Origin of the sequence: Mycolicibacterium hippocampi (assembly GCF_010723735.1) — a bacterium.
Lineage (GTDB): Bacteria > Actinomycetota > Actinomycetes > Mycobacteriales > Mycobacteriaceae > Mycobacterium > Mycobacterium hippocampi.
Window position 1 is genome coordinate 5,492,801 of record NZ_BLLB01000002.1, and the last position, 26,998, is coordinate 5,519,798.

Consider the following 26,998-nt stretch of genomic DNA (forward strand, 5'->3'; position numbering starts at 1 on the left):
TTTCGCGAGGTGAGGCGTCGTCTACCACGATACAACCGGGACGGTGCCGCAGGACTTCCCGGCGAACAAAGAAAACTAGCCACGGCGGTGGCTAATTTCGTCAGGCGAGCCATTGGCGCACGGTGCCGGTGCCCACCCGCAGCATCGCGGCGATCTGTTCGACCGGGATACCGGCGCGGTGTGCGTCGCGGCTGGCATCGCGGGCCACCCTGCGCGCACGGGCGGCCGCGTCACCGGCCTGGCGGGCCTCGCGGGCGAACTTCAACTGCCGGTGGCAACCGGCCACATCGTCAGGTTCGGCCGTCTCTGGGGCGCTCACTCGCCGTTCCGGTCCCGTTCGAACTCGGCCCACGCCTGCACGGCGGCCTCGTCGGTGCGGGCACCGACCAGGTTCATCCGGCGACCCCGCCAAAACAGCGGCGGACCCCATCGGCGTTCCATCGCGGCGAACTCTGGCAGGATTCTCCCGGCGCTCATTCGGCCCACGCAAACGGGTTCGTGTCGTCGTCGTCGTCGGTGCTGCCACCGGCGGCGGCCAAACGGCGGGCCACAGCGGCGGCGTCCAGACCCAAGAATGTGGCCAACCGCTGCCACGCGATCTGCGATTCCCGCTGGTCGGCGGTTGCCGGGTTGCGGACCTTCACACCGGACGGGCGGGTGATGAACCGGCCCTGTTTGCGGATGGTGGCGCGCAACGCGGACCATGTGGCGTATTCCTCGCACAGCATCTCGATTGCGGGACCATCTGAAATCTTGAGCGTGCCAGCGGCTTCCAGATCCTCCACGATCACATCCCACAACTCGGATGCCTTGGGAGACAACGATTCTGGCTTATCCGGCGCTTCCGGTCGCGGCACCGGTGGGGCGGCCGGGATTTTGCGGCCACCACTGTCGCGGCCATCGCCGCGACCGTTCAAAACGCGCAACTCACGCGGCGCGGGCTTCGGACCCCTTCTACCCATGTGAAAGTCCTTCCGTACCAGTCGATTTCACCATGCTACCCTCGCCGTCAAAACGGTCGAAAACCGGTCTCTACCAGCGGTTTTGCCGCTCGGCGGCACCGCCAGAAAAGGCAGGCCCCAAAACTTGAGCGCACATAAACGACGATGCGGAGCAGCTGTGTCGACGGGTTCGAGCCGCGATCGACACCCCACCCCCGGTGGGTTGGCCTGTGGCACAACGGGTTTGGCATCGCGGGCGAGACGTGAAGTGTTGGGCTGCAACATGTTTCGCCTCACCGTGGTGGCATAGCGACGGTGAACTCATCGTCGCCGTCGTCGCGGGGTTTGCGGGTGCGTCGCCTGTCCGCGTTCGTCTTGGCCTGGTGATGGTCACGGCACAACGCCATCAGGTTCTCGGGGTCGAGCGCGAGGTCAGGGTACTGGTGTACCGGTTTGATGTGGTCGGCTTCTGTTGCCGGATAAGGGCATTCGGACCGCTCGCATTGGGGGTGGCCGTCAAGGTAGAACTTGCGCAGCTTGCGGTAGCGCCATGTGCTGGTGACACCGGATGACGGCGACGGTCTGTCACCGGCCCGGCAGGGACAGCGTTGACCGGAAGGCACGGCACGTCGGCACCGCGAGCACACATACGGCGGTCGGTTAGGCACGGTCGGACTCCTTTGTGTTGGAATATGATTCGGCGAGCGCGTGAAACAGAGCGTGGATCACGCTGCGCAGTTGGCTTGCGCCGAGACCTTGGACGTGGAGGTCGACGGCCGACGCCATCTGCGTACCACGTTTAGCGTCGCTGACCAGGACTTTGGCCGCGCCGGTGGCGCGATCCTGTTGTGCGTCGCGTTGGTTGATGGCCCCGAGACGTGCACGACCGCTGATCGGCACGCCGCGTGTTGAGCGGGGCGTGGGCATCTAGCGGCCCTCACTCTCATCGGGGTCTGGCCACAGGTGGTCGGCCTGGTCGCTGAGCACCGACTGCCACAGCGACAAGAACCCGAGGGCCGCGTCGATCTGGCGGTCGGGGTCGGCGTGCAGCAGACCGGGCACGCCGCGAACCATCGTGTTGAGCATCCCCATGGAGCCGCGCTTCTCACCGGGTGGGAGCGCACCGGGGCGGGCCATGAGTGCCACGTCGATGGTCTGGCAGGCGACGTGCACTCGGCGTGCCCGTTGGGCCAGGTCGGTGTCGTTGGTCTGTGTCATCGGTGGTGCCTTCCGTTGTTGTTGGTTTGCTGCGGTCGGGGTGTACGGGGTGGACGGGGTGTACGCCGGGGTGTACCGGCATTTCTGCTGGCCAGGCAGGGGTGTACGGGGTGTACGGGGTGTACCGGCACCGACGATGTCGCGGGCCAGAAATTATGCAATATAAGGCAATCGTTAGTATAACTAGGGGGTTTACTGGTTGTGGTGTTGAGCAAACGCCGCGCAGCGTATGGCCCGCAATGACGGTCACGCCGCGACCGTACCGGCGGCCGCCAAAACCGCAGGGCGGGTGTGTATGGGGGTGGTACACCCCGTACACCCCGTACACCCCGCATTGACCTGCGACGATGGGCGTACACCCCTGGCGTACACCCCATCATTTCTGTACACCCCGGTAGCCGATCCCGTTCGGCAACTTGACCTCATCAAGCAAACCCTCATCGGTGAGTTCAGTGATTGCGGCATCGAAGTATTCGCGCCGATCCATCCGCATTGCGCGCCGCAAATCACTTCGGGCCACCGTCTCGCCCTCGGCCTTTTCGAGTCGCCGCAACAGATTCTCTTTAGTCGATTTCAGTTTGCTGGCTTCGGCGTATTCGTCGCGTTCAACATCGGCACGGGCACGGGCCAGGTTGGCTTGCCGCGCCTTCTCGGTTCCGGCGCGGGCCACCGATTCACGGGTGTGGTCGGACATCGCGAGCACTGTCCCGGCCAGCTGCCAGTCCTCGTCGCTGATCTGTTGACGGCTGTCGAGGGCCATCAGCCCGGTGGCCACTTTCAGTCGGCACAGCATGCGGTGACCGTCGAGCGGGTCGACGCCGGGGGCGCCGCGCAGTACGTCGAGCCGGTGGGCGCGCAACTGCTGCTGAATCGACGTGGGCACCACGACCTCGGAACGGTCGGGACTGGTCATGTTCGCGCCGGGGCCGAACATCGCCGGGATGTTCACGATGAACGGGTCGACCCGTTGCGGTGTGACATCGGGTGCGTCGGGGTCATCGACGGGCAGCCAGAGAAACCGCTGCGGGGTGCCCGCGTCGGCACCGTTGAGAAGAAACGTCCCGCGTGTGGGCTGCACACCCGTGATTAGGCAGGCGCGATAGGTGTGGGCGGCGACTTTGGTTCGGGTGTGTTTCTGGGCGTTGGTGAAACCCAGCGTCTCACCCGAATAGAGCTTTCGCAGTTCCGGTTCCAGTGTGGAGCCACGGCGGGTGAACAATGCTGCCACAGAGTCGATTTCGGATGCAGTGAACACCACCGGGTGACGCTGCTCATCGTCGCCAACAGTCAGCGACCTGGCGATACCCTCACCGGAACCTAAAGGCAGCTCGTCGATTTCGTCGGCACCGTTGCGGAACCTCACCGCTGCACGTCCCACCTGTTCGCAGCCACCTTTGCCGACACCGGACCCGCCGACCAGCGCCACCAGCATGTTCAGCGACGCCGGTTCCCCAATGGTGGACGGCAACTGCACTTCGGGCGGCAGCTCGCACACGGCACGCACCAGCACCACCCCGAGGACACCCCACGGGCCGACCATCCGGGACCGGGCGAAACCTTGAATGTGCGCCAGCACGGGCCGCGCTGACCAGAAATGTCGGACCACATCATCGGCGGGCGAAGTGTCCAATGCATTGGACACTTCTTCGGCGTTGATCCCTGAGCGCGGCACTTCGGCGGGGCCATCCCGGTCAGCTTTCCCGAACGCCGAACGGGTCGTGGCCTCAACACTTTTCACACCGTCGTCAGTAATCAACCCGTTGGCGTCACATGCGTCGACCAGGGCGTCATGCAACCATCCCCGGTTGTCGGGCAGCAGACGGGCCAGACGCAGCGCCACCCGGTTGAGGGTGTCGTTGCGGGAACCTCTTGCCGCGTCCCGCAGCATGGCCAGTTCGTCGCTGACTGCCTTTGTCACCCAAGGGTGTCTGCCGCTTGTGGTCCCGGCGGGCGCGGTCGCAGTCTTCGGTTTCCGGTCCCCCCATTCTTTGAACGCCGCCGTGTTGTGTTGAGCCATTCCGGGGATGGCAGCCGGGTCGGTGTGTTCGGTCTTGATATAGAGCGTGACACCCTCGGCGGCAGCGCGTTCCGCAGCATTCTCGTCGGCAACATCGATGCCGGGTAGCGACTCCCACGCCAGCAACCGCATATCAGGCTCAAGGCGCGTCCAGTTGGTATCGTGGGTGTCGCTGTCGCGATGTTGTTCCCCGCCCCCGGTTGGCTCGCCGGGGGCGGGTTTTTCTGTGTCAGTCACCCGTTGGCCTCCCCCATCACCCGCTGCCATTCCCAGTCATCGACCGTCGTGGAACGCACATAGCGTTCCCCGTAAAAGTCCACTGGCAGAAGCTCAAACGATTCTTGACGTTGTGGCGCGGCTGCGAAGATTACGCGGTTCTCCCCATCCGCGCCTCTCTGTGTGAGGACACCGGGGCAAGGAGACGTGTTGATCGTGTTGTCTTCATCTTTGAAGACGTTGATCCAACCTTTTAGCGGGGTGAAATTGAGTGTTTCCCAATCGGTCCCGCTCACGATGCGGCACCGCCGATAGGCTCGATGATCTTGTCAAGCTCCGCTTTGTCGATCTGAATGAGTTTGGGGCCGATGCGGTTTGCTTTGAGACGACCTTCACGAATCCACCGGCGGATGGTGCATTCTGCGACGTTGGCGTACTTGGCGGCGTCCACCACGCCGAGACGGGCCGGGATGGCAGGACGGGGTTTGATGTTGTGCATGGGGAAACTCCACGGTTGAACCAATTGGCCTGTCCGCATGGGCGGGTGGCGGTGTCAGGTCGCTCCGTGGCGAACCCCTGGCCGAAAGGGACCGCGATACTCTTGCTACCGACAAACTACGCTCACACACACGTGACCAGCAATGATCCGCCGTCTTACTTGTGAAGCTGCGTGCGCATTCCCCCAGCTAGACAGGGCTGCTCGTTCCGGAATCCCGAAACTTACGTGGCCGCCAGCTTCGACATCGCGACCGCTACTTCGGCATCGCGACCGGCCGCCACGTGCTGATAGCGCAAGGCCATCTGCGGCGTGGTGTGGCCGAGACGATGCATCAATTCGGCAGTGGTCGCGCCACTCTGGGCCGCCAGCACCGCGCCGACGTGCCGCAGGTCGTGCACCCGCAGCGTGGGCTTACCTATCGCTGAACGTGCTTTCTCCCAATGGGTTCGGTACAGATCAGCTCGCAGATGCCCACCATCGTCGCCGGGGAACAGCAGCGACTCGGGCGGTTTGGCGACATGGTTTCTCAAGTGCGCCAACAGCATCGGCCGAATGTGTGGCGGCACCGCCACGTCGCGGACACCGGCCGCCGTCTTGGGCGGGCCGATATGGAACTCACCCGACCGATAGGTGACGGCCCGGTGCACGCGCAGGGTGCCGCCGTCTTTGGACACGTCTTTGCGGCGTAGCTCGGCGGTCTCACCCCACCGCAGACCACACCAGGCCGCGAGCAACACACTGGCTCGCAGTTGGGCGGGCATCTTCGCGGCGAGCTTGTCGAGTTCAGCGGGGGTGAGGATGTCGACCTCGCGGCGGCGGGAAGTCTGCATCGCTGATCTGATTCGGCAGGGGTTGGCGTCGAGCACTTCGTCCTGCACCGCTGTTGCGCACACCGCATGCAACAGGGCGTAGGCGTGCGCGTTGCGGGTGGGGTGGCCGGTGCCGAGGTCGGCGTGCCATTGGCGAACGCGAGCCGGGGTCAGCGTCACGATCTTGAGGTCGCCCAACGACGGCAAGATCAGCCGGTCCAACATCGAGCGGTAATGCTGACGGGTGCGCGGCCGCAGTGCTCGCTGTTCGATCCATCGGTCGGCGTAGGCGCGCAGCGTGACGCCGTCAGAGCGCTCCACGGCACCCCACGTGCCGAGGTCGATTTTCTTGCGCTCATCGGCCAACCAGCCTTCGGCCCCATACCTGTCCGCGTAGGTTCGCGGTGCGCGGTGCAGTCGGCCGTCCGGCCCGACGTACCCCGCCGAGAACCGGCCACTGCGTTCCTGCCGGATGCGTCCGAACCCTCGTCGCGACCCCATTGCTGGCCCCTTTCTGCGCGCAATCTGTGCACAACATAAGTGCCCAAATGTGCACAGCAGCGACTATAACTGCCGGAAGGCTTGGAGTGCCTTAATCGCAGGTCAGAGGCGAGAAATGGCATGTCAACGGCACACTGTCACGCCGATAGTCAATCAGGTTCGAATCCTGCCGGGGGCACTCGCCGCTTCGGCTGACGTTCACCGCTCAGAATCCAGTGCGGCCATGTGCGCTGCGGGGTAGCGCTCACCCGCCACCTGGTCCGCCGGCACCGCCGCCTCGATCCGGGCGAGTTGGGCCGCGCTGAGGTCCACCGCGACGGCACCGAGTGACTCGGCCAGCCTCGCCCGGGTGCGCGCGCCCACCAGCGGCACGACGTCCCGTCCGCGTGACGCCACCCAGGCGATCGCCGCCTGTGCCACCGTGATGCCCAGCTCATCGGCGACCCCACGAAGCGCCTCGACCAGCGCCAGGTTGCGGTCCAGGTTCTCTCCCGAGAACCGAGGGCTCGCGGCGCGTGAATCTCCCGGCCCGCCACTGGTTTTTGTCCAGTGCCCGCTGATCAGCCCACGCGAGAGCACCCCGTAGGCCGTCACTCCGATACCGAGTTCCCGGCAGGTGTCCAGAATGTCGCGCTCGACCCCGCGTGACGCCAGGGAGTACTCGATCTGCAGATCGCTGATCGGGCGGACCGCTGCCGCACGACGGATGGTGTCGGATCCGACCTCGGACAGTCCGATGTGCCGTACGAATCCGGCGTCGACAAGATCCCCGATGGCACCGACGGTGTCCTCGATCGGCACCGCCGGATCCAGGCGCGCAGGGCGGCAGATGTCGATGTAGTCGGTACCGAGGCGCTGCAGCGAATACGCCACGGCGGTCTTGACGGCGGCCGGGCGGGCGTCGAACCCGAACCACGAGCCGTCCGGGCCGATCTGGGCACCGAACTTCACGCTGAGTTGGTAGGTGTCCCGCGATACCTGTCGCAGTGCTTCTGCAAGCAGGATTTCGTTGTGTCCCATGCTGTAGAAGTCGGCTGTGTCGAGCAGCGTGATCCCCGCGTCCAGCGCTGCGTGCAGCGTCGCGACGCTCTCGTCGCGGTCCGTGTCGCCGTACGCCGCAGACATGCCCATACAGCCGAGGCCGACTGCCGAAGTGGTGAAAGTTCCGAGTTCCTTCGTTTCCATGAGCGCCAGTGTTCGGCGTTGCGGCCGGGCCTGCCACGTTCCGTTCAACCAGGGACTGTGAGTCCCTGTCTCCCCGCCTCAGATCAGCGACAATGGCCGAATGGACCGTGACGCACTCGCGGAATTCCTGCGCCGTCGGCGCGAGTCGATGACTCCCGCCGAAGTCGGATTGTCGGATGGGGTACGTCATCGCCGCACCGCGGGCCTGAGGCGCGAGGAGGTGGCACAGCTCGCGGCGATGTCGGTCGACTATTACTGCAGGCTCGAGCAGTCCCGAAGTCCGCAACCCTCCACGCAGATGATTCGAGCGCTCGCTCGCGCGCTGCGGTTGACGGACGACGAGACAGCCCACCTGCACAGGCTCGCCGGCCACGCCGCCCCGGACCGCACCGTACGTTCGCACCACGTGCGGCCCGCGCTGCTGTTCGTCCTCGACCAGATGCGCGACGCCGCGGCCTTCGTCTGCTCGGACACCTACGTCATCCTTGCGCAGAACGATGTGGCCAAGCTGTTGATGGGCGACCGGACAGCGACCGCGACCGGGGTGCGGGACAGCCTCGCATGGCACTGGTTCACCGATCCGCATGCCCGCGACGAGGTTCCCGCCGACGAGCACGACGAGCACTCCCGGACCACGGTGGCGGACCTGCGGGCGGCGTGGGCGCGCCGGCGCAACGATGCCGACATGCAGGAACTCGTCGACGCACTCCTCGAACACAGCGCTGAGTTCGCCGAGCTGTGGGCACGCCATGAGGTCGCCGTCCGGCGCAGACAACGCAAGACGTTTCAGACGAAGGTCGGCCCCATCACGCTGGACTGCGAAGTCCTGATCACCGAGGACGACAAGCAGTTGGTGGTCCTCACCCCACCTGCCGGCTCCACGGCGCTGGCAGATCTGCGCCTGCTGGCTGTCGTCGGCGACCAGGCCGTCGGCTCTGACTGAGGTCGGTTCACTTACCCCTGGTCTCGATCACCCGGGCAGCGACCTCGCTCAGGCGGGTGTTGCTGTCCTGCGACAGCTTGCGCAGCATGTCGAAGGCCGCGACGTCGTCGACGTCGTAGCGCTCCATGATGATGCCCTTGGCCTGCCCGATCCGGTCCCTGGTCGACAACGCCGATTCCAGCTGCTCGCTCTGCCGGCTCGCCATGATCGCCGCGGCGGCGTGGGCGGCGAGCACCGCGCCGATCGTCTCGGCCTCGGCGTCGAACACATTCGGCTCGAACGCGAAGAGGTTCAGGGCACCCGCGGTCTGCGAGCTCGTGTAGAGCTTGAACGACAAGCCACTGAAAACCCCGAGCTCGACGGCAGCAGCCGAGTACCTCGGCCAGCGTTCCTCGGAGCGGAAGTCGTCGCTGCGCACGATGAGCTCATCGAGCGCCGCCTGCACACACGGACCCTCGTGATACTTCATCTGCAGCTCATCGAGCTGATGCGGCAGCTCCGATGTGACGCCCACCGAGTCGAACTTCCCCCCTTTCCCGATGAGCAGCACGCCTGCCGCATCAACGCCCGGGATCAGCTTTTTGGCCTCTGTGGTGACGTCGGACAGAACATCATCGACCCGCCGCGGCGTGGCCACCGTCCGAGCGAGCTCGGCCATTCGGTTGGCCAGCTCGTGATTTGACGATTCGGTCATCCCCCCAGACTCCCCTATCCGGCGCACGCCGTACAACCAAAGGGGTTTGCGGTGCGGCTGTGCGGGCAATGCAGCCGTGAGACAGAGGTGACGGTCGACCGTCTTTTCTGTCAGGTCTCGTCGGTTCAGACCTGCAGCCGGCGGGGCCGCCCCGTTTCGACAGGTCACTCCGTTAGTTGTAGTAACGTGCCGGAGGTGGGCACGCAGCAGGTCTGGATCCTCGGCGGATACCAGAGTGACTTCGCCCGCAACTTCGACCGCGAAGGGCTCGACTTCTCCGATCTGACGGCGGAGGTGGTCGACGGCACCCTTGATGCGGCGGGTCTTGACGCTCCCGACGTCGGCGTCGTCCACGTCGCCAACGCGTTCGGTGAACTGTTCGCCCACCAGGGCCACCTGGGTGCGATGCCCGCCACCGTCAACGACGGGCTGTGGAACACCCCCGCGACCCGGCACGAAGCGGCATGTGCGTCGGGCAGCGTCGCTATCCTCGCGGCGATCGCCGACCTCCGCTCACGGGCGTACCGCACCGCGCTCGTCGCCGGGATCGAACTGGAGAAGACGGTGCCCGGCAACACCGCGACGACGATTCTCGGCGCGGCCGCGTGGACGGGCCATGAAGGCCAGGACGCCAAGTTCATGTGGCCGCACATGTTCGAAGCTGTCGCCGCCGAGTACGACCTCCGGTACGGCCTGGACGAAACACACCTGCGCGCCATCGCGGCGCTCAACTTCGCCAACGCCCGGCGCAATCCGAAGGCGCAGACCCGCAACTGGGCGGTTCCCACGCCGCTGACCGACGACGACGTCCAAAACCCGGTGGTCGAGGGTCGGCTGCGCCGCCTCGACTGCAGCCAGATCACCGACGGTGGCGCGGGCGTCGTGCTGGTCAGCGACGACTGGCTGCGTGATCACCCGCAGGCACGACCCCTGGGCCGGATCGAAGGCTGGGGTCATCGCACCGTCGGCCTCGGGTTGCAACAGAAGCTCGACCGTTCCCGGGATGACCCGTACGTGCTCCCCCACGTCCGTACCGCAGTGCGCGACGCCTTCGGCCGGGCGAGCGTCACCCTCGACGACGTCGACGGGTTCGAGGTGCACGACTGCTTCACGCCCAGCGAGTATCTCGCGATCGACCACATCGGACTCACCGCCCCCGGTGAATCGTGGAAAGCCATCGAGAACGGCGAGATCGAGATCGGCGGCCGACTGCCCATCAACCCCAGCGGGGGCCTGATCGGCGGCGGACATCCCGTCGGCGCCTCCGGGGTGCGGATGCTGCTGGACGCCGCCCGACAGGTCAGTGACAGGGCCGGCGACTACCAGGTCGAGGGCGCAAAGACGTTCGGCACGCTCAACTTCGGCGGAAGCACCGCCACCACCGTCAGCTTTGTCATCGGGAGTCCACAGTGAGCATTCGCACCCACCCAGAGGTTGTCGGCAAGTTCCTGTCCACCCTGCCCGAACAGGACGACCACCCCTATCGCACCGGCCCGTGGCGGCCCCAGACCACCGAGTGGGATGCCGACGATCTGACCGTTGTCGACGGCCAGATCCCACCGGACCTCGACGGCGTGTACCTGCGCAACACGGAGAACCCGCTACACCCCGCGCTGAAGCACTACCACCCGTTCGACGGTGACGGGATGCTGCACATCGTCGGCTTCCGGGATGGAAAAGCGTTCTACCGCAACAGATTCGTCCGCACCGATGCATTCAGCGAGGAGAACGCCGCAGGCGGGCCGCTGTGGCCGGGCATCGGTGAACCGATCGAACTGGCCCGGCGCGACTACGGCTGGGGCGCCCGGACCCTGATGAAAGACTCGTCGTCGACGGACGTTGTCGTACACCGCGGCACCGCGCTGACCAGCCACTACCAGTGCGGCGACCTGTACCGCACCGACCCGTACACCGGCAAGGCCCTCGGAAAGGAGGACTGGTACGGCGCCTTCCCCTCGGCATGGGGCGTGTCCGCCCATCCGAAGGTCGACGACCGCACCGGAGAACTGCTGTACTTCAGCTACAGCAAGCAGGCCCCGCACCTGCGCTACGGCGTGGTCGACGACACCGGTCACGTGGTGCACCGCGTCGACGTCCCGTTGCCCGGACCCCGGCTGCCGCACGACATGGCGTTCACCGACAACTACGTGATACTCAACGACTTCCCGATGTTCTGGGACCCGGCGCTGCTCGAGCACAACGTGCACCTGCCGGGCTTCCACTCCGACATCCCGTCCCGGTTCGCGGTCATCCCGCGCCGCGGCGACACCACGCAGATCAGGTGGTTCGAGGCCGATCCCACCTATGTGCTGCACTTCCCCAACGCCTACGAGGACGGCGACGAGATCGTGCTCGACGGGTTCTTCCAGAGTGACCCCGAACCCGCCGATGACGGCCTGGGCGACAAGTGGGCGCGGCGATTCCGGTTCCTCGCCATGGACCGCATGCAGTCACGGCTGCACCGCTGGCGCTTCAACCTCGTCACCGGCGAGGTCCGTGAGCAGCAGATGTCGGACAGCATCAGCGAGTTCGGCATGATCAACCCCGGCTACGCCGGGCATGCCTACCGCTACACCTACGCGGCCACCGCCAAACCCGGCTGGTTCCTGTTCGACGGGTTGGTACGCCACGACCTTCAGACCGGCGTCGAGGAACGCTACGCGTTCGGCGACGGCGTATTCGGCAGCGAGACGGCGATGGCGCCACGCTCCGGGGTCGCCGCCGGCGAGGACGACGGGTATCTGGTGACGCTCACCACCGACATGGCCGCCGACGCATCGTACTGTCTGGTTTTCGACGCAGCACGGGTCGGCGACGGGCCGGTATGCAAACTTGCTCTGCCCGAGCGCGTCTCAAGCGGCACCCATGCGACGTGGGCGGCGGGAGCCGACCTTCGCCGGTGGCGGGAGACCGACAGCGCGGCAGCCTCGATCGGCCTCTAGTTGGCGCCACCACCCAACGCTGTAGCCCGGATGCTCGGGCTGCTCGGCGACGAATGGACGCTGCTGCTCATCCAGCGTGCGCTGCTGGGCGCCCGTCGCTACGGCGAATTCGCTGCAGCGCTTCCGGTCTCGCATTCTGTGCTGACCGCGAGGCTGCAATCACTGGTCACCGACGACCTCCTGACCCGCCGCGAGTACCAGACCAAGCCAGCGCGTTCGGAGTACCTCGTGACGGCGCGCAGTCGATCGCTGTGGCCGATGCTGGTCTCGATCTGGGAATGGGAGCGCCGCTGGGTCGTCGACCACGCCGAGCAACTGCCGGGCATGCGTCACGAAATGTGCGGCCGCGACTTCGCGCCGCAGACCACCTGCAGCGCGTGCAGCGGCGTCGCGAGTGAGGAACACGTTGTGGCGCAATGGGGACCGAGCGGCGGCTGGGCACGGTCCGTTCCGGCCACCGCGAACCGCCGCCGGTCGGGCGGCCGCCGCACGGGCGCTGTCGCGCTCTTCCCGCAGACGATGAGCGTGATCGGCGATCGCTGGGCATTCGCACTGCTGGTCGCGGCGTTTGTCGGGGCGTCCAGGTTCACCGACTTCCAGTCTCAGCTCGGCGCTCCACCCAGCACGGTCGCCGCCCGGCTGTCGGTGTTCACCGGCGAGGGGATTCTCGGCAGCACACGCAACCGGTACCGGTTGACCGACAAGGGCCGCGCGTTCTTCCCCGTTCTGGTGACCGCGCTGCAGTGGGCGCAACGCTGGTATCCGGATCCCGAGGGCCCGGCGGTGGTCCTGATCCATACGGTGTGCGGCGGCGGGTTCGCGCCGGTTCTGGTCTGCGATCGATGTGGTGAAATGCTGCATGGTGGGCAGGTGCTGCCGGTCCGGTAGTCGTCCCGCCGGAAGGGCGGTAGTGGCGGCGAAGCTGTTGCGGGACAGTGTCGGCCGGTCATAACGCTCGGCGGAATCAGCCAGAATTTGGGCTGGCACTCTCGCATCGAGAGTGCTAATCTCGGCGGTGCACAGTGATTGGGTCGCCCGCCAGGGTGGCGGGCCGTGAGTGACATAGGAGGTGGATTGCTGTGCTTCGCTTCGATCCCTTCGGCGACCTCGATGCCGTTACCCGGGGCCTGCTTGCCAACCAGACCGGATCAAATCGCACCCCGCGGTTCATGCCGATGGACCTGTGCAAGATCGACGACCACTACGTCCTGACTGCCGACCTCCCCGGTATCGACCCCGGGTCGGTGGACGTGAACGTGGACAACGGCACCCTCACCGTTTCGGCCCATCGAACCGCCCGTTCCGAGGAGTCCGTGCAGTGGCTGGCGAACGAGCGGTTCTTCGGCACCTACCGCAGGCAGCTGTCGCTCGGCGACGGCATCGACACATCGGCGATCTCGGCGACCTATGAGAACGGCGTGCTGACCGTGACCATCCCGGTTGCCGAGCGCGCCAAGCCACGCAAGATCGACGTCTCTCACTCGGGCGCACAGAAGTCGATTCAGCCGTCCACGGTCGATTCGAGCTAACCGCCGGCCGATCGAGGCTGCGGGCAGATCCCGGTCTGCCCGCAGCGTCGGCGGCTCACAAGTGCCGGTTCAGCCGGAACTGCAGGTTGTTTCGCACCGCAGGCCATTCGATGTCCAATATCGAGTAGACGACGGTGTCCCGGCGGGATCCGTCGGCCAGGATCTGGTGACTGCGCAGCACTCCGTCGAGTTTCGCGCCCAATCGCTCGATACCGGCCCGGCTGGTGGCATTGAAGAAGTGCGTGCGGAACTCCACCGCGACACAACCCAACCCGTCGAAGGCGTGGCCCAGCATCAGCAGCTTGGTCTCGGAGTTGACCCCGGTTCGCCGGGACGCAGCCGAATACCACGTGTTGCCGATCTCGAGGCGCCGATTGGGTCCGTCGACGTGTAGATAGCTCGAGGACCCGAGCAGGACGCCGTCCTGCCTGCTGCGCACCACGAACGTGAGCCCGGTGTCCGGATGCTGCACCGACAGCCGCGCCTCGACCCAGTCTGCGGCACCGCCCGCCTTCGGCGCGAACGTGAACCACAACTGTCCCAGTTCACCATCGGCGGCGGCCGCGTCGATCTCGGGAATGTGCTCGCGGGCAAGGGGTTCCAGCGTCACCCAACGGTCACCGGCGAGCGTCACCGGTTCGACGAATCCGGTCATGACAGCGCGCGCTCGGCCGTCGCGCTCTTCCACGCCGCCAGCATCGTCCACACCGACAGCAGCGCCGCGAGCAGCGCGACCGCACCGCCGACGTAAAGCCCGTAACCCGCCGCGACGGGCGGGTAGACGTAGAGCCGGTAGAACCACACCGCCAGCACCACCAGGACCACCGAAATCCCCAGCGCCACTGTCGAAGCCATCCGGGCCGAGATGCCGCGGGCCGACATCGCCCCGGCGACGACCAGTGACGACGCCAGCAGCACGATGAACTGTCCGACCCCGAACCCGGGAGGTGGCACCGGCATGGCTCCCGCGGTGACCCCGCCGATCGCGTTGGCCCGTCCACCGCCGTCGTCCGTGGACGTCAGCCAGGGGAACCACGCGCTCACCGCGACGACCAGCGCACACAACGCCACCAACCAGCCGGGACGCACGCGAGCCATTCCCGCACCCTACTAGGGTGAGGCGATGAGCGATCTTCCGGAATGGGCGCGTCGGCTGGAGCTTTCCCCGCATCCCGAGGGCGGTTGGTACCGGGAGACCTGGCGCAGCGACCTGACCGTCCCGCAGTCGGTGTTGCCGACGGACTACACCGGCCCTCGCAACGCCGGCACCGCGATCCTGTTCCTGCTCATGGCGGGACAGCAATCGGCATGGCACACGGTGCGTAGCGCCGAACTGTGGCTATATCACTCCGGCGGACCGCTGCTGCTGGAGGTCGGCGAGGAACAGCAGTCCCCACAGACCCACCTTCTCGGTGCGGACATCGTGGCCGGGGAGAGCCCGCAGTTCGTCGTCCCACCCGGGTATTGGCAGCGTGCGCGTCCCCGCGACGACCAGCCCTGCCTGGTCAGCTGCGTGGTGGTCCCGGGGTTCGACTTCGCGGACTTCGCCCTGGGCGCTCCTAACGACTGAGCAGGTCGACCGCGGCCGACACCAGCGCGGCGTTGTCGGCGGCGGTGGAGCCGTCGGGAAGGCACAGCGTGTCCTCCATCCCGATGCGGGTCTGCACTCCCCGCACGCCCGCATGTTCCAGTAGCGGCCAACAGCTTTCGTCGAGCCCGTGCAGCAGTACCGGGGCGGGCGACCTTGCCTCGGCCACCATGGCGAGCAGTTCGTCGGCGGTGGCGGCGTCACTGTCGGCTCCGAGCTCGATCATCACCCGCAGGCAGTGCGGGGCGATCTCGGACGCCGCCCACGACTGCGCAGCCTCGGCGTGGAAGATGCCCACCTCCACCCCGAGCCCGCGGCTGAGCAGCACCTCGGCCAGCTCCGGCGACCCGGGCTCATGCCAGTTCAGCGACGCGAAGTCGGGCAACACCGTCCAGCTCTCGACGGCCTTGCGTCGCTGCTGCGCGTCCGGCAGCGCCCAGAACCCCGTCGTCACGCCCAGCGGCAGACCCGGCGCGGCGTGGCGTACCGCCGCCACCGCGGCGTCCACCTGTTCCGGCAGCAGCGAGTCGACACCGTCGGTGGACTTGGGGTGCATGTGCACGGCCTTGGCTCCTGCCGCGTGTGCGGCGACGGCCTCGGCTGCGAGTTGCTCGGGGGTGACGGGCAGGGCGGGGTGCTGATCCGGGGTCCGGGCACCGTTGATACATGCCTTGACGTAGATCTTCGGGCTGCGGGGCATATCCCCAATCTTGGCCTACATGTCGGGACTCGGCAGGCCGTGACCCGCTCCTTCCGGGCATGTCAGAGGCCGTAGAGTCCTGCCGTTAGGCTCGGCACAGGACACGCCCGGACCCCGCGGTTTCAGCAGCGGCTGGACGGGTAGTAGAAATGCAAGCGTGCCGTGGGGCGCGTCACAATGGATTCTGCAGACAGGATGGGTCGATGCCGAACAGCTCAAGCGGAGAGTCGAACACCGCACAGTCCGCGTGGTTGTCGAAGTCGGCGTCGCAGACCCGCGGGTCGGACAAGAAGGAAGTCCAGTTCCACTACGACATCTCCAATGACTTCTTCAAGCTGTGGCAGGACCCCAACCAGGTCTACAGCTGTGCCTACTTCGAGAAGGACGACTACACACTCGAGCAGGCGCAGATGGCCAAGATCGACCTCTCGCTCGGCAAGCTGGGACTCGAGCCCGGGATGACGCTGCTCGACATCGGCTGCGGCTGGGGCGCCACCATCATGCGGGCGGTGGAGAAGTACGACGTCAACGTCATCGGCCTGACGCTGTCGGAGAACCAGAAGAGGCACATCGAGGATCACTGGTTCGCCAACTCGAACAGCAACCGCAAGATGGAAGTGCGGTTGCAGCCCTGGGAGGACTTCGACGGCAAGGTCGACCGGATCGTCTCGATCGGCGCGTTCGAGCACTTCGGCTTCAACAAGTACGACGACTACTTCAAGAAGACCTACGACTGGATGCCCGACGACGGAGTCCAGATGCTGCACACGATCACCATCCCGGAGGATGAGGAGATCAAGGCCAAGGGGCTGCCGCTGACCATGTCGCGGGTGCGGTTCATCAAGTTCATCATGGACGAGATCTACCCCGGCGGCCGTCTGCCGCTGGCGTCGATGGTCAAGGACCACGCCGTCAAGGCCGGCTACACCGTGACCCGGGAGCAGCACCTGCAGCCGCACTACGTCAAGACGCTGGACACCTGGGCCAGGAACCTCGAGGCGAACAAGGACGAGGCCATCGCGATCACGTCCGAGGAGATCTACGAGCGATTCCTGAAATACCTGGACGGATGTGCCGATCTGTTCCGTGAGGGTTACACCGACGTCGTCCAGTTCACCTGCGAGAAGAAGTAACTGACGGCCGTGTAGTAACTTGTGGCCACACACGTAGCCTGATTGTCAGCGCACGAAGCAAGTGGCCGCACGGTTCGGATGGAGGTCGGTCGACCTATGGTCGAGAGCACGGGGGAACCGCGGGAGGCAGGCAACAAGATGGAGCCCCACTTCGAAGAGGTCCAGGCGCACTACGACCTCTCCGACGTGTTCTTCGGTCTTTTCCAGGACCCGTCCCGTACCTACAGTTGCGCGTACTACGAGCGTGACGACATGACGCTCGGCGAGGCGCAGATGGCGAAGATCGATCTCGCCCTCGGCAAGCTGGATCTACAGCCCGGCATGACGCTGCTCGACATCGGCTGTGGTTGGGGCTCGGTGATGCAGCGGGCGGTGGAGAAGTACGACGTCAACGTCATCGGCCTGACGCTGAGCAAGAATCAGGCCAAGTTCGTCCAGGGGCTTCTCGACGGGATCGACACCGACCGCACCCGGCGGGTGCTGCTGCGCGGCTGGGAGCAGTTCGACGAGCCCGTCGATCGCATCATCAGCCTGGAGGCGATCGAGGCCTTCCCTCAGGAGCGGTACGCGCCGTTCTTCAAGGCGTGCCACAGCTTCCTGCCCAGCGGCGGCCGGTTCGTCATCCAGGCGATCCTGGGGCACCCGTTGAAGCGCTGGCCCGAGCTGGGCATCCCGATCGTGATGTCCGATCTGAAGTTCATGCGGTTCATCGCCAAGGAGATCTTCCCCGGCGGCTCGGTACCGTGTGACGACGACATCATCGGGCTCTCCGCCGACGCGGGGTTCTCACTGGAGCAGAAGCAGCTTCTCAACGAGCACTACGTCCGCACGCTGGACACGTGGGCCGAGGCGCTGGAGGCCCACCACGACGAGGCGGTCGCCGCCACGTCGGAGGAGGTCTACCAGCGGTACATGAAGTACCTGGTCGGCTGCAGCGACTTCTTCAAGCGCGGCATCAGCGAGCTCGGACAGTTCACCCTCACCAAGGCCTGATCTCCAAGCCTGATCTCCAAGCCTGATCTGCTGCGCTCAGGCGCGGCCCAGAACCAAGGCCACGTTGTGGCCGCCGAAGCCGAACGAGTTGGTGACGGCGTACTGATAGTTGCCCGGGCGCGGGCTGCCCGCGACCACGTCGAGGTGGATGTCCGGGTCGAGGTTCTTCAGATTGCGGGTGGCCGGCACGATGCCGTCGCGCAGAGCCAGCAGTGTCAGGATCGCTTCGACCGCGCCCACCGCCCCGACCGAGTGCCCGAGCGCGCTCTTGGGGGCGTACACCGCCGGCGCGTGACTGCCGAGCGCATTGTTGATCGCCACCGATTCGGCCACGTCTCCGACCGTGGTGCCGGTGGCATGGGCGTTGACATGGTCGATGTCGGTCGGCGCCAGGCCGGCGAGCTGTATCGCCCTGCTCATCGCGAAGCCGGCCCGTCTGCCGTCCGGGTCCGGAGCCACCATGTGGAATCCGTCCGAGGTGATGCTGGCCCCCATCAACCGGCCCAGGATCTTCGCCCCGCGGGCTTTGGCGTGCGCCTCGGTCTCGATCACCAGCAGCGCCCCGCCTTCGCCGAACACGAACCCGTCCCGGTCCCGGTCGAACGGCCGACAGGCGCCCTCGGGATCGTCGTTGTTCTTCGACAGCACGATGCGCATCTTGGCGAACCCGGCGATCGGGACCGCCTCGATCCTGGACTCGACCCCGCCGCAAATGGCGATGTCGGCCTCACCGAGCACGATCTGCCGCCAGGCCTGGGCGATTCCTTCCGACCCGGACGCACAGGCGGAGATGGGCGCCAGCGCACCGGCGCGGGCGTGACGCTCCAGCGCGACCGCCGCCGCAGGCCCGCTCGGGGCGTATTGCTGGACCGCGGTCGGGGACACCTGGTCGAGCCGCCCCTCACGCAGATGTTCGTAGGCGAACAGGATCTCTTCGATACCGCCCATTCCGGTGCCGATGGAGACCGCGAGCCTGCGGGTGTCGACGTCCGGTGAGCCGGCGTTCTCCCATACTCGCCGCCCGAGGACGACCGCCATGTGCTGCAGATAGGACCACTGCTCGGCCTCTTCGGGGGTCAGCTGATGGTCGAAGGTCTCCAGCAGATGACCGCCGATGCGCACCGGTAGGTCGAACTCGTCGACGAACGAGTCCTTGAGCGTGCGGATGCCGCTCCGGCCGTCGAGCAGAGCCTGCCACGTGGTCTCCGCGTCGGTGCCCAGGGCTGTTGTCATCGCAACCCCGGTCACCACCACGTCCGGGAACTTGCTGTCCATCGTCATCGCCACCCTTACCCCTGCGAAGTATTTCGCCGGGACTACCCGCTGTGTCAGCGTTTACTCACGGATTTCCGGCGTCGCCGCGGGGTATCCGTCCCTCCATGAAACAGCATAATTTCCGCAAGGGCGACAAAGTCACCTGGCAGAGCCATGGCAGTACCGCCGAGGGCACTGTGCAGGAGAAGATCACGTCGGACACCACTGCAGCCGGGCGTACCGTTCGGGCGTCCGAGGACGAACCGCAGTACCGGGTGCGTAGCGACAAGAGCGGGAACGACGCGGTGCACAAGCCGGAGGCGTTGACGAAGAACTCGGGTTGACCCGCGCGAGCGGTCGCCGAGCGTACGGTTTTGACGGAATTCGGGCGCGAATCCGTCATAAACCGTACGTTCACCGGCTACTGAGGGGCTACTGGGGCGAGTAGCCCAGCGCCGCCTTGGTCTCCAGATACTCGTCGAACGCGAAGTGACCCCACTCGCGCCCGTTGCCGCTGCGCTTGTACCCGCCGAACGGCGCGTTCAGGTCGAACCCGTGGTTGATCGCGACCGAACCGGCGCGGATCCGGCGGGCCACCGACCGTGCCTGATCGAGGTCTGCTCCCGAGACGTAGCCGGCCAGACCGTATTCCGTGTCGTTGGCGATCTCGAGGGCCTGATCGAGGTCGTCGTAGCCGAGGATGCACAGCACCGGGCCAAAGATCTCCTCGCGGGCGATCGTCATGTTGTTGGTGACGTTGGCGAACACCGTCGGCTTCACGTAGTAGCCGGTGTCCAGCCCGTCGGGACGGCCGACACCGCCGACGACGACGGTCGCCCCCTCGTCGATGCCCTTCTGGAGCAGTCCCTGGATCTTGTCGAACTGCGCCTTCGACGCCACCGGACCGATCGCGGTCTTGTCGTCGGGGTCACCGACCTTCACCGCTCCTGCGGTCTCCGCGGCGATCGCGATGGCTTCGTCCATCCGGGATTTCGGCACCAGCATGCGCGACGGCGCGTTGCAGCTCTGGCCGCTGTTCATCATCATCACCGACGTCCCGGCGGCCACGCTCTTGGCGAAGTCGTCGTCGTCGAGCACGATGTTGGGACTCTTACCGCCGAGTTCCTGGGTGACCCGCTTTACCGTCGGGGCCGCGTTCCTGGCCACGTCGATGCCGGCGCGAGTGGAACCGGTGAACGACACCATGTCGATGTCCGGGTGGCTCGACAGCGCCGCCCCGACACCGGGGCCGTCGCCGTATACCAGGTTGAAGACGCCCGCGGGAACGCCTGCGGCATCGATGATCTCGGTGAAGATCTGCGCCGAGTAGGGGGCCACCTCCGACGGCTTGAGCACCATGGTGCAGCCGGTGGCCAGCGCCGGGTAGACCTTGCACGCGATCTGGTTGATCGGCCAGTTCCACGGTGTGATCAGCCCGCAGACACCGATCGGCTCTTTGACCACGAGGGTGCTGCCGTGCTGCTCCTCGAACTGGAAGTTCTTCAACACGTCGATCGACGTGGCCAGGTGCCCGAGGCCCATGTTGACCTGCGGACCGGCGGCCAGGGATGCGGGCGCGCCCATCTCCTCGCTGACCGCGTCGGCAAGATCGGAGGCCCGCTTCTGGTACTCGGACAGGATCGCGCCCAGCAGCTCGAGGCGTTCCTCACGGGTGGATTGTGACCAGGTGGTGAACGCCTTGCGGGCAGCTTCGACGGCCTTGTCGACATCGGCGGGGCCGCCGATGGCGATCTGCCCGGAGACCTGCTCGGTGGTCGGGTCGTCGACGTCCAGAGACCGCTTCTCGACCGGGTCCACCCACTGGCCGTTGATGTAGAACTTCAGGTATTCGCGCATGTCTCTCACTCTTCCCTAGATCTCGCGCCTACTGGGTACCTTCTGCGTACCACGTCCGGAAACGGTCGTACTTGGGCATCTCCTCGGAGTTCGCCGTCGGGTCGATGCACACATGCACCACACCGACTTTGCCGCTGGCGTACGCACGGGCTATCGCCGGGCCGATCTCGTCTTCCTTCTCGACGTACTCACCGTGGCAGCCGAAGCCCTCGGCGATCTTGTCCATCCGGACATCCTTGCTCCAGTGCACGCCGGGCTGCGGTGACGGCTGGGTGAAGGTGCGCTTGTACACCCCCACCTCGAGGCCCCACTGGTGGTCGACACCGACCACACAGACCAGCGGCAGGTTCAGCCGCGCCGCAGTCTCCAATTCCGCGATGTGGAACAGGAATGCCGAGTCACTGGTCAGCAGCATCACCGGACGCTTGCCCCCCTCGGCGACGGAGGCGCCGACGGCATACGGCAGTCCCGTGCCCAGGTGTCCGAAGTTCTGGTTCCAGATGACGTCGCGCGGCTTGGCCTGCGAGTAGGTCCATTGGAAGATCACGGTGGCGCCGCCGTCGCGCACCATGATGCCGTCCTCGAGCTCTTTGAATGCTTTGGTCGCCTCGACCACGTAGCGCGCCGGGTGCACCGGGGTGCGTCCGCTCGGGGCCTCTTCGGCCACCCTCGCCAGTTCCGCGGCATCGGCTTTGACGAGCGCCTCGAGGTCCGCCGACGGTGCACGCGGGGTGTCGCGAAGCGCTTCGACGAGTTGCGGCACCACCCCGCGCAGATCGCCGACCAGTGGGACGTCGACGGGGCGGTTCACGCCGATCGCGGTCGGATCCTGCTCGACCAGAACCCACTTGCGCTTCGCGTCGTTGCCGGCCCAGTGCTGGGTCCGCCCGTAGTGCATGGGCTCACCGAGCTCGGTGCCCAGCGCGACGCACAGGTCGGACTTCTCGACCGCCTCGTTGGCGGCCGGGGAGAACAGGTAGGGAAAGGTCCGGTCCTGCAGTCCCGGGATGTATGACGTGCCGCCGGAGGTCTGGATCACCGGGCAGCCCATCAGGTCGGCCAGCTCCTTGACCTCCTGCTGGGTGCGTGAGGTGTGGACGCCGTGGCCGACGAGCAGGATGGGGCTTTCGGCTTCACGGATCAGCCTGACCGCTTCGGCCACCTCCTTCTCACCGGCACCGTGGTCGACGAGGCGATACCAGCTGGGCGGCAACGGCTCCGGGACGTCGAGCTCCTCGAGGATGACGTGCGACGGATACTCGATGTAGCTGGGGCCGGGGGTGCCGGACATCGAGCGGCGGATGGCCTCGCGGATGATCTCGTCGGTCTGGTCGGCGTACTCGATCGAGCTGCTGTATTTGACCGAAGGCGTGAAAAGCCCTTCCTGCTGGATGAATTGGATGCGTCCGCGGCGTACCCGCCGTTCGGTCACGCGGGCCCGCTGACCGCCGAGGAAGATCACCGGTGAGTTCTCCACCAGCGCGCACATCATGGCCCCGGCGATGTTGGCCACCCCGGGCCCGAGCGTGCCGATGCACAGGCCGGGTCTGCCGGTCATCCGGGACGCCGCTTCGGCCATGAAGCCGGCGCTGAGCTCGTGGTGCGGCGCGACGACCGACCAGCCCCTTGCTTCGGCTTCGGTGAACATGTGCACGAAGTTGGGGTCGGGGATGCCGAACAGCGTGTTGACCCCCTCGGCCTCGAACAGGTCGAGAATGCGTTTGTAGACGGGTACGCCCATCAGTGCTCCTTCATCGGTATCGCTGCGCGAGTATTTTCCGTTGTGCTGCAGGTGAACCGAGCAAGGACCGGTTCAGTGCGGCGCGTTTGAGGTAGGTGTGGATCCCGCTCTCCCACGTGTAGCCGATGCCGCCGTGGAGCTGCATGGCCTTGCCTGCGACGTCGACGGCCGCCGAGCACGTGTACGACTTGGCCATCGCGGCCGCCACCCCCGCGTCGGCGTTGTCGGAGACGGCAGCCACCGCTTGCGCGACGAGCTGGCGCGACACCTCGACGGCGACGAGCATGTCCGCGCATGCGTGCTTTACCGCCTGGAAGGACCCGATCGGACGACCGAACTGGTGGCGCATCTTCACGTAATCGACCGTGGCTGTCAGCATCTGCTCGGCCAGGCCCAGACTGTCGCAGGCGAGCGCCACTGCGGCGCGGTCCTGGAAGGCCCGGATGGCCGCCGTAGGTGCACCGGCGAATGGCAGCACCTCGTCGATCTCCGCGGCGTCGGCGGTGACGGTGGCCAGCCGGCGGGTCTCGTCGGCCACGGGTTGTGCCCGCACAGTCAGCGCGGCGGACGCCACGACCGCGACCCCGGAACCGCCGATCAGCAACAGCCGGTCCGCGCCGACAGCGTCGGCCACGAACTCTGCGTGCCCAGTCGCCCGACCGCCGTCGATCACGAAGTCACCTGCCACCGCGCACAGCCTGCTGCTGCCGTCGGCGACGGCGCTGAACAGCTCGTCTCGTAGCCGGCTGTGCTGCAGCTGGTTCAGCAGTCCGACGACGAGCGCCGCGCAGCCCAGGTAGCCGGCGGTGCCCGCTGCTCTGCCGATCTGATCGAGGATCACGGCGGTCTCGCCGAAGGTCGCGCCGGCGCCGCCGAGCTGCTCGGGTACCTCCAGCCCGGTCCAGCCGGCGTCGACCAGCACTGCCCAGCCGACCTCTCGATCCTTGGCCAGCAACTCACCGGCGACAGACCGCAGCTCGTCGTGAAACTCCGCGAACTCGTTGGCGGCCATCACACCACGCTCGGCTCTCGCGGCAAGCCGAGTCCGCGTTCGGCGATGATGCTCCGCTGGATCTCGCTGGCGCCGCCGGGGATGGTCCATTCCCAGGAGCCGACGAAATCCAGAACCCAGGAACCGGATTCCCAGCCGCTCGACATCGGTTTCGTCAACACGGTGTGCGCTTCGGGGCCGGTGATCTCGACGGCGAAGTCGGTGAGCCGCTGCAGCAGCTCGCTGTAGTACAGCTTGACGATCGACGCGTCCGCCGGCCCTCGGGGGCCGTGCTCGACGAGTCGTCGGCACAATCCCCGCAGTCCGGTGATCTCCGTCTCGAAAGCCGCGAGCCGATCGGCCACGACCGGATCGTCGACCGGCGCGGACCGCAGCAGCCGCCGGAACCCGGCATTGGCGAGGCGTTCGGCGAGCTCCAGCATCGTCATACCGCGCTCGGCGCCGAGGGTCTCCTGGGCCACCTGCCAACCGGCGTTCTCGGCTCCGATCAGGTTGGCCGCGGGGATCCTGACGTCGTCGAGGAAGATCTCGCAGAAGTGGGAGTCACCGATCGCGTTGCGGATCGGGCGCACCACCACACCGGGCGTCGTCATGTCCAGCAGGAAATACGAGATGCCCTGTCGTTTCGGAGCTTCGGGATCGGTGCGGGCCAGCAGCAGGCACCAGTCGGCGTGCATTCCTCCGCTGGCCCAGAGCTTCTGCCCGTTGACCACGAACTCGTCGCCGACCCGGCGCGCGGTGGTGCGCAGTGACGCGAGGTCCGACCCGGCCTCGGGTTCGGAGAATCCCTGCACCCAGATCTCGCCTTCGAGGATCGCGGGCAGATGCCGCCGCCGCTGCTCCTCGGTCCCGGCAACCAGCAGCGTCGACGCGGCGTGGTGGATTCCGACGAACGCGAGCACCAACCGGGGCGCGTCGTGGGCGGCCAGTTCCTGGTAGAGCACCACCTGTCGCTCCACCGGGAGGCCGCCTCCCCATTCGGCGGGCCAGTGCGGCACCGCGAAGCCCGCGCTGTGCAATTCGGCGAACCACGCCTTCTGGAACCGGACGAACTCCTGCTCATCGGCGCCGGACTGCGACTCACGCCAGTCGCGGGCGACGTGCTCGGTGCACCAGGCCCGGACCTCGACCCGGAAGTCGTCGAGCTCGCTCATGAGTACAGCCCCGACAGTCCGCGCCGTCCAGCGGTACGCGTGAGGTGGTCGCGGGTGGCCGACAGCCCGAACGGCAGGCGGCGCAGCGGCTGGCTGTAGCGCGACAGCCACGACAGCGTGGTCTCGTCGCAGAAGCCGACCGCGCCGTGCAGCTGATGACACACCCGGAACACCACCTCGGCCGCTTCGATCGCCGACATGCGCAGCGCGAGCGCGTCGTCGACGGCGTGCCGTTGGTCGGTGGCGATGCTCCACAGCGCGTGCTTGGCGAGGATGTCCACGCCGCTGCGTTCGACTTCGGCGTCGGTCAGCTGGAACTGCACCCCCTGGAAGGACGACAGCGACTGGCCGAACTGCTTACGGAGGCTGACATGTGCGACGGTGAGCGCAATCGCGCGGTCCAGCATGCCCAGCAGGGTCCAGCACGGCAGCACGAGCGTCAGAGCGATGTCCCGGGCACCGGCGTCGTCGAGCGGGGTCAGGCCGAGTTCGGTGACGAAGCCCGGTTCGACGGGCCCCCGGCCGGTCACGAGCGCCCGACGGCCATCGATATCAACTGTGCCCCAACGTAGGTCGAGGCCCTCGACAGCGGCGGCCGGCCGGGGACCGCCGACGGCGATGAGCCCGTCGACGTCGAGATCGGGCGGGGTTGCCAGCCGTTCGGCCAGCGGGTAGGGCAACGCCCAGTGCCCGGCGCTGCGGCACAGCGCTGCTGCGGCCTCCAGTCCGTCTGCGTCGGTGCGCGGGTCGAGCTCCCATGCACCGAGTTCGTCGAGCACCGGACCCACGAGCGATTCCCGACTGCCGGGATCCGCTTCGGCCTGCACCACCAGCAGGTCGCCGCCTGCGGACTCGAAGGCGTGCAGAGCCTGGCGGCCGTACTCCGATGCGTCGTCGCTGAGGTCGAGGATCATCGGCCACCGCCTGCGGCCAACATCGAGCGGGACAACAAGATCCGTTGCATCTCGATGCTTCCCGACGACACGGTGGACGCCTGCGAGTAGCGCCAGTGGTCTTCGACCTCTCCGAGGAACCACCGCGCGCGATGATCGTCGTGGCCGACCTCGGCGGCGATGTCCATCAGCACCTCGGCGCTGTCCTGGTCCAGTTTGGTGACCGCGATCCGATAAGCGGATGCGTCACCCGGGGTGATCCGGCCACTGCTCTGCAGCGTCACGACCCGGTAAGCCAGCAGCCGGGCGCGGCGACAGTGTGTCAGCATCCGGATCCACCGGCCTCGCAGCTCGGCGGGCAGTACTTCCCAGCGCGGTCCCAGTACCGTGGGCGCGGCCGCGAGCAGACGTTCACAGCGGGCGTACCGCGCGATGCCGACGCGCTCGAACGACATCACGTCTTGCACGATCGACCAGCCCTGATCGACCGTGCCCAGCACATCCGCGCCGGTGACCCGCAGGTCGTCGAAGAACACCTCATTGAGGTGGTGCGGACCCAACATGGTGCGGATGGGCCGCACCGTGATCGCCGGATCGTCCATCGGCACCAGAAAAATGGTCAGACCCTGCTGTTTCTTCTCACCGCGGGAGGTGCGGGCGAGCAGGAAACACCACTGCGCCATCGTCGCGTAGGACGTCCAGATCTTCTGGCCGCTGACCGACCAGCCGCCTGCACCGTCGGGCCGGGCAGTGGTCCGCAGCGACGCCAGATCCGAACCCGCCTCGGGCTCGGAGAATCCCTGACACCAGATCACCTCACCCGCCGCGATGGGTGGCAGGTGCGTCCGCTGCTGTTCGGCTGTGCCGTGCCGCATGATGATCGGCCCTACCCAGTTGACCCCCATGTACTGGGCGCCGCGCGGCTCGTGGTGCGCCCACATCTCCTCCCGCACCACGGTCTGCTCCCAGACCGACGCTGCGCCACCGCCGAATTCCTCGGGCCACGCCAGGCACAGCAGGTTGCGCTCGGCCAGCGTGCGACAGAACTGCTGCGCGGTGGCGAGGTCGGCAGGGTCGTCGGTGAACGCACCGAGAAAGTGCTCTGGCACCTGCTCGTTCACCAGCCGGCGCAGCTCGCGCCGCAGATCACCGGCTCGTTTGCCCATGTCGAAGTCCACG

Annotated in this window: 31 protein-coding genes; 9 read left to right on the top strand and 22 right to left on the bottom strand. The window is 66.6% G+C overall.

The annotated features are described in order from the left end of the window. Positions 1–100: 100 nt before the first annotated feature. The 11 genes from G6N53_RS27415 to G6N53_RS27465 form a co-directional block, all read right to left on the bottom strand. Positions 101–319 carry a hypothetical protein gene (locus G6N53_RS27415; RefSeq protein WP_163894472.1) on the bottom strand — a complete coding sequence of 73 codons (219 nt, stop codon included), beginning with the start codon at positions 317–319 and terminating at the stop codon, positions 101–103. Beyond that, positions 316–477: a hypothetical protein gene (locus G6N53_RS27420; protein ID WP_163894474.1), complete on the bottom strand. Its 162-nt coding sequence runs from the start codon at positions 475–477 to the stop codon at positions 316–318. The genes G6N53_RS27415 and G6N53_RS27420 overlap by 4 nt, the downstream gene beginning before the upstream one ends. Continuing rightward, complete coding sequence (locus G6N53_RS27425; protein WP_163894476.1) at positions 474–821, bottom strand: P27 family phage terminase small subunit; 348 nt, start codon at positions 819–821, stop codon at positions 474–476. The genes G6N53_RS27420 and G6N53_RS27425 overlap by 4 nt, the downstream gene beginning before the upstream one ends. A 413-nt stretch (positions 822–1,234) precedes the next feature. Beyond that, on the bottom strand, positions 1,235–1,609 hold the full coding sequence (locus G6N53_RS30355) for an HNH endonuclease signature motif containing protein (protein ID WP_237166663.1): 375 nt from the start codon (positions 1,607–1,609) through the stop codon (positions 1,235–1,237). Beyond that, positions 1,602–1,868, bottom strand: coding sequence for a hypothetical protein (locus G6N53_RS27435; RefSeq protein ID WP_163894478.1), 267 nt, complete (start codon positions 1,866–1,868; stop codon positions 1,602–1,604). Before G6N53_RS27435 ends, G6N53_RS30355 begins: the two co-directional genes overlap by 8 nt. Next, the gene (locus G6N53_RS27440) at positions 1,869–2,159 is read right to left on the bottom strand and encodes a hypothetical protein (RefSeq protein ID WP_163894480.1); all 291 of its coding nucleotides are present in this window, start codon (positions 2,157–2,159) and stop codon (positions 1,869–1,871) included. 376 nt (positions 2,160–2,535) lie between these two features. Beyond that, the gene (locus tag G6N53_RS27445) at positions 2,536–4,413 is read right to left on the bottom strand and encodes a hypothetical protein (RefSeq protein ID WP_163894482.1); all 1,878 of its coding nucleotides are present in this window, start codon (positions 4,411–4,413) and stop codon (positions 2,536–2,538) included. Then, positions 4,410–4,688: a hypothetical protein gene (locus G6N53_RS27450; protein ID WP_163894484.1), complete on the bottom strand. Its 279-nt coding sequence runs from the start codon at positions 4,686–4,688 to the stop codon at positions 4,410–4,412. The genes G6N53_RS27445 and G6N53_RS27450 overlap by 4 nt, the downstream gene beginning before the upstream one ends. Next, a complete protein-coding gene (locus tag G6N53_RS27455; RefSeq protein WP_163894487.1) occupies positions 4,685–4,891 on the bottom strand; it encodes an excisionase family DNA-binding protein in 207 nt (68 codons plus the stop codon). Before G6N53_RS27455 ends, G6N53_RS27450 begins: the two co-directional genes overlap by 4 nt. A gap of 221 nt (positions 4,892–5,112) precedes the next feature. Further along, the gene (locus G6N53_RS27460) at positions 5,113–6,201 is read right to left on the bottom strand and encodes a tyrosine-type recombinase/integrase (protein WP_163894489.1); all 1,089 of its coding nucleotides are present in this window, start codon (positions 6,199–6,201) and stop codon (positions 5,113–5,115) included. A gap of 198 nt (positions 6,202–6,399) precedes the next feature. Then, entirely contained in the window at positions 6,400–7,386 is a 987-nt protein-coding gene (locus G6N53_RS27465; protein WP_163894491.1) for an aldo/keto reductase, read from the bottom strand. Positions 7,387–7,486: 100 nt separating this feature from the next. Between G6N53_RS27465 and G6N53_RS27470 the strand changes: the two genes are divergently transcribed. Then, complete coding sequence (locus G6N53_RS27470; protein ID WP_163894493.1) at positions 7,487–8,329, top strand: helix-turn-helix transcriptional regulator; 843 nt, start codon at positions 7,487–7,489, stop codon at positions 8,327–8,329. A gap of 7 nt (positions 8,330–8,336) precedes the next feature. On the opposite strand, the gene G6N53_RS27475 is transcribed toward G6N53_RS27470, so the two are convergent. Beyond that, entirely contained in the window at positions 8,337–9,023 is a 687-nt protein-coding gene (locus G6N53_RS27475; RefSeq protein ID WP_163894495.1) for a GAF and ANTAR domain-containing protein, read from the bottom strand. Positions 9,024–9,218: 195 nt separating this feature from the next. On the opposite strand from G6N53_RS27475, the gene G6N53_RS27480 reads away from it, so the two are divergent. The 4 genes from G6N53_RS27480 to G6N53_RS27495 all read left to right on the top strand — a co-directional run bounded on the left by G6N53_RS27480 (position 9,219) and on the right by G6N53_RS27495 (position 13,494). Next, positions 9,219–10,436 (top strand): acetyl-CoA acetyltransferase, encoded by a 1,218-nt coding sequence (locus G6N53_RS27480; protein ID WP_163894497.1) that lies wholly within the window; start codon positions 9,219–9,221, stop codon positions 10,434–10,436. After that, complete coding sequence (locus G6N53_RS27485) at positions 10,433–11,965, top strand: carotenoid oxygenase family protein (RefSeq protein WP_163894499.1); 1,533 nt, start codon at positions 10,433–10,435, stop codon at positions 11,963–11,965. The genes G6N53_RS27480 and G6N53_RS27485 overlap by 4 nt, the downstream gene beginning before the upstream one ends. 30 nt (positions 11,966–11,995) lie before the next feature. Then, the gene (locus G6N53_RS27490) at positions 11,996–12,853 is read left to right on the top strand and encodes a winged helix-turn-helix transcriptional regulator (RefSeq protein WP_163894501.1); all 858 of its coding nucleotides are present in this window, start codon (positions 11,996–11,998) and stop codon (positions 12,851–12,853) included. A 191-nt stretch (positions 12,854–13,044) separates the two neighbouring features. Then, the gene (locus G6N53_RS27495) at positions 13,045–13,494 is read left to right on the top strand and encodes an Hsp20/alpha crystallin family protein (protein ID WP_163894503.1); all 450 of its coding nucleotides are present in this window, start codon (positions 13,045–13,047) and stop codon (positions 13,492–13,494) included. Positions 13,495–13,549: 55 nt separating this feature from the next. Here the strand turns inward: G6N53_RS27495 and G6N53_RS27500 are convergent, their stop codons facing one another. Then, the gene (locus G6N53_RS27500) at positions 13,550–14,149 is read right to left on the bottom strand and encodes a GNAT family N-acetyltransferase (RefSeq protein ID WP_163896410.1); all 600 of its coding nucleotides are present in this window, start codon (positions 14,147–14,149) and stop codon (positions 13,550–13,552) included. Beyond that, positions 14,146–14,592, bottom strand: coding sequence for a hypothetical protein (locus tag G6N53_RS27505; protein ID WP_163894506.1), 447 nt, complete (start codon positions 14,590–14,592; stop codon positions 14,146–14,148). Before G6N53_RS27505 ends, G6N53_RS27500 begins: the two co-directional genes overlap by 4 nt. A gap of 25 nt (positions 14,593–14,617) precedes the next feature. Here G6N53_RS27505 and G6N53_RS27510 point away from each other — a divergent pair, with 25 nt between their 5' ends. Continuing rightward, positions 14,618–15,064, top strand: a complete 447-nt coding sequence (locus tag G6N53_RS27510; RefSeq protein ID WP_163894508.1) for a cupin domain-containing protein — start codon at positions 14,618–14,620, stop codon at positions 15,062–15,064. Here G6N53_RS27510 and G6N53_RS27515 read toward each other — a convergent pair. Then, positions 15,054–15,782, bottom strand: a complete 729-nt coding sequence (locus G6N53_RS27515) for a 3-keto-5-aminohexanoate cleavage protein (RefSeq protein WP_163894510.1) — start codon at positions 15,780–15,782, stop codon at positions 15,054–15,056. The two genes, G6N53_RS27510 and G6N53_RS27515, sit on opposite strands and share 11 nt — an antisense overlap. A gap of 203 nt (positions 15,783–15,985) precedes the next feature. Between G6N53_RS27515 and G6N53_RS27520 the strand changes: the two genes are divergently transcribed. Continuing rightward, positions 15,986–16,915 carry a cyclopropane mycolic acid synthase family methyltransferase gene (locus G6N53_RS27520; RefSeq protein ID WP_163894512.1) on the top strand — a complete coding sequence of 310 codons (930 nt, stop codon included), beginning with the start codon at positions 15,986–15,988 and terminating at the stop codon, positions 16,913–16,915. A 96-nt stretch (positions 16,916–17,011) separates the two neighbouring features. Beyond that, positions 17,012–17,908: a cyclopropane mycolic acid synthase family methyltransferase gene (locus tag G6N53_RS27525; RefSeq protein WP_163894514.1), complete on the top strand. Its 897-nt coding sequence runs from the start codon at positions 17,012–17,014 to the stop codon at positions 17,906–17,908. Between the two features lie 36 nt (positions 17,909–17,944). Here the strand turns inward: G6N53_RS27525 and G6N53_RS27530 are convergent, their stop codons facing one another. Continuing rightward, positions 17,945–19,189 (bottom strand): KasA/KasB family beta-ketoacyl-ACP synthase, encoded by a 1,245-nt coding sequence (locus G6N53_RS27530; protein WP_163894516.1) that lies wholly within the window; start codon positions 19,187–19,189, stop codon positions 17,945–17,947. A gap of 98 nt (positions 19,190–19,287) precedes the next feature. On the opposite strand from G6N53_RS27530, the gene G6N53_RS27535 reads away from it, so the two are divergent. Further along, the gene (locus G6N53_RS27535) at positions 19,288–19,506 is read left to right on the top strand and encodes a hypervirulence associated TUDOR domain-containing protein (RefSeq protein WP_163894518.1); all 219 of its coding nucleotides are present in this window, start codon (positions 19,288–19,290) and stop codon (positions 19,504–19,506) included. Positions 19,507–19,594: 88 nt separating this feature from the next. Here the strand turns inward: G6N53_RS27535 and G6N53_RS27540 are convergent, their stop codons facing one another. From G6N53_RS27540 to G6N53_RS27565, 6 genes are read right to left on the bottom strand one after another with little or no spacing between them, the layout of a single operon-like run. Beyond that, positions 19,595–21,019: an aldehyde dehydrogenase family protein gene (locus G6N53_RS27540; protein WP_163894520.1), complete on the bottom strand. Its 1,425-nt coding sequence runs from the start codon at positions 21,017–21,019 to the stop codon at positions 19,595–19,597. Between the two features lie 28 nt (positions 21,020–21,047). Further along, positions 21,048–22,760: a thiamine pyrophosphate-binding protein gene (locus G6N53_RS27545; RefSeq protein ID WP_163894522.1), complete on the bottom strand. Its 1,713-nt coding sequence runs from the start codon at positions 22,758–22,760 to the stop codon at positions 21,048–21,050. A 10-nt stretch (positions 22,761–22,770) separates the two neighbouring features. Next, complete coding sequence (locus G6N53_RS27550) at positions 22,771–23,772, bottom strand: acyl-CoA dehydrogenase family protein (RefSeq protein WP_163894524.1); 1,002 nt, start codon at positions 23,770–23,772, stop codon at positions 22,771–22,773. Further along, complete coding sequence (locus G6N53_RS27555; protein ID WP_163894526.1) at positions 23,772–24,926, bottom strand: acyl-CoA dehydrogenase family protein; 1,155 nt, start codon at positions 24,924–24,926, stop codon at positions 23,772–23,774. Before G6N53_RS27555 ends, G6N53_RS27550 begins: the two co-directional genes overlap by 1 nt. Continuing rightward, on the bottom strand, positions 24,923–25,840 hold the full coding sequence (locus G6N53_RS27560; protein ID WP_163894528.1) for an acyl-CoA dehydrogenase family protein: 918 nt from the start codon (positions 25,838–25,840) through the stop codon (positions 24,923–24,925). The genes G6N53_RS27555 and G6N53_RS27560 overlap by 4 nt, the downstream gene beginning before the upstream one ends. Further along, on the bottom strand, positions 25,837–26,997 hold the full coding sequence (locus G6N53_RS27565) for an acyl-CoA dehydrogenase family protein (protein WP_163894530.1): 1,161 nt from the start codon (positions 26,995–26,997) through the stop codon (positions 25,837–25,839). Before G6N53_RS27565 ends, G6N53_RS27560 begins: the two co-directional genes overlap by 4 nt. Position 26,998 lies beyond the last annotated feature (1 nt).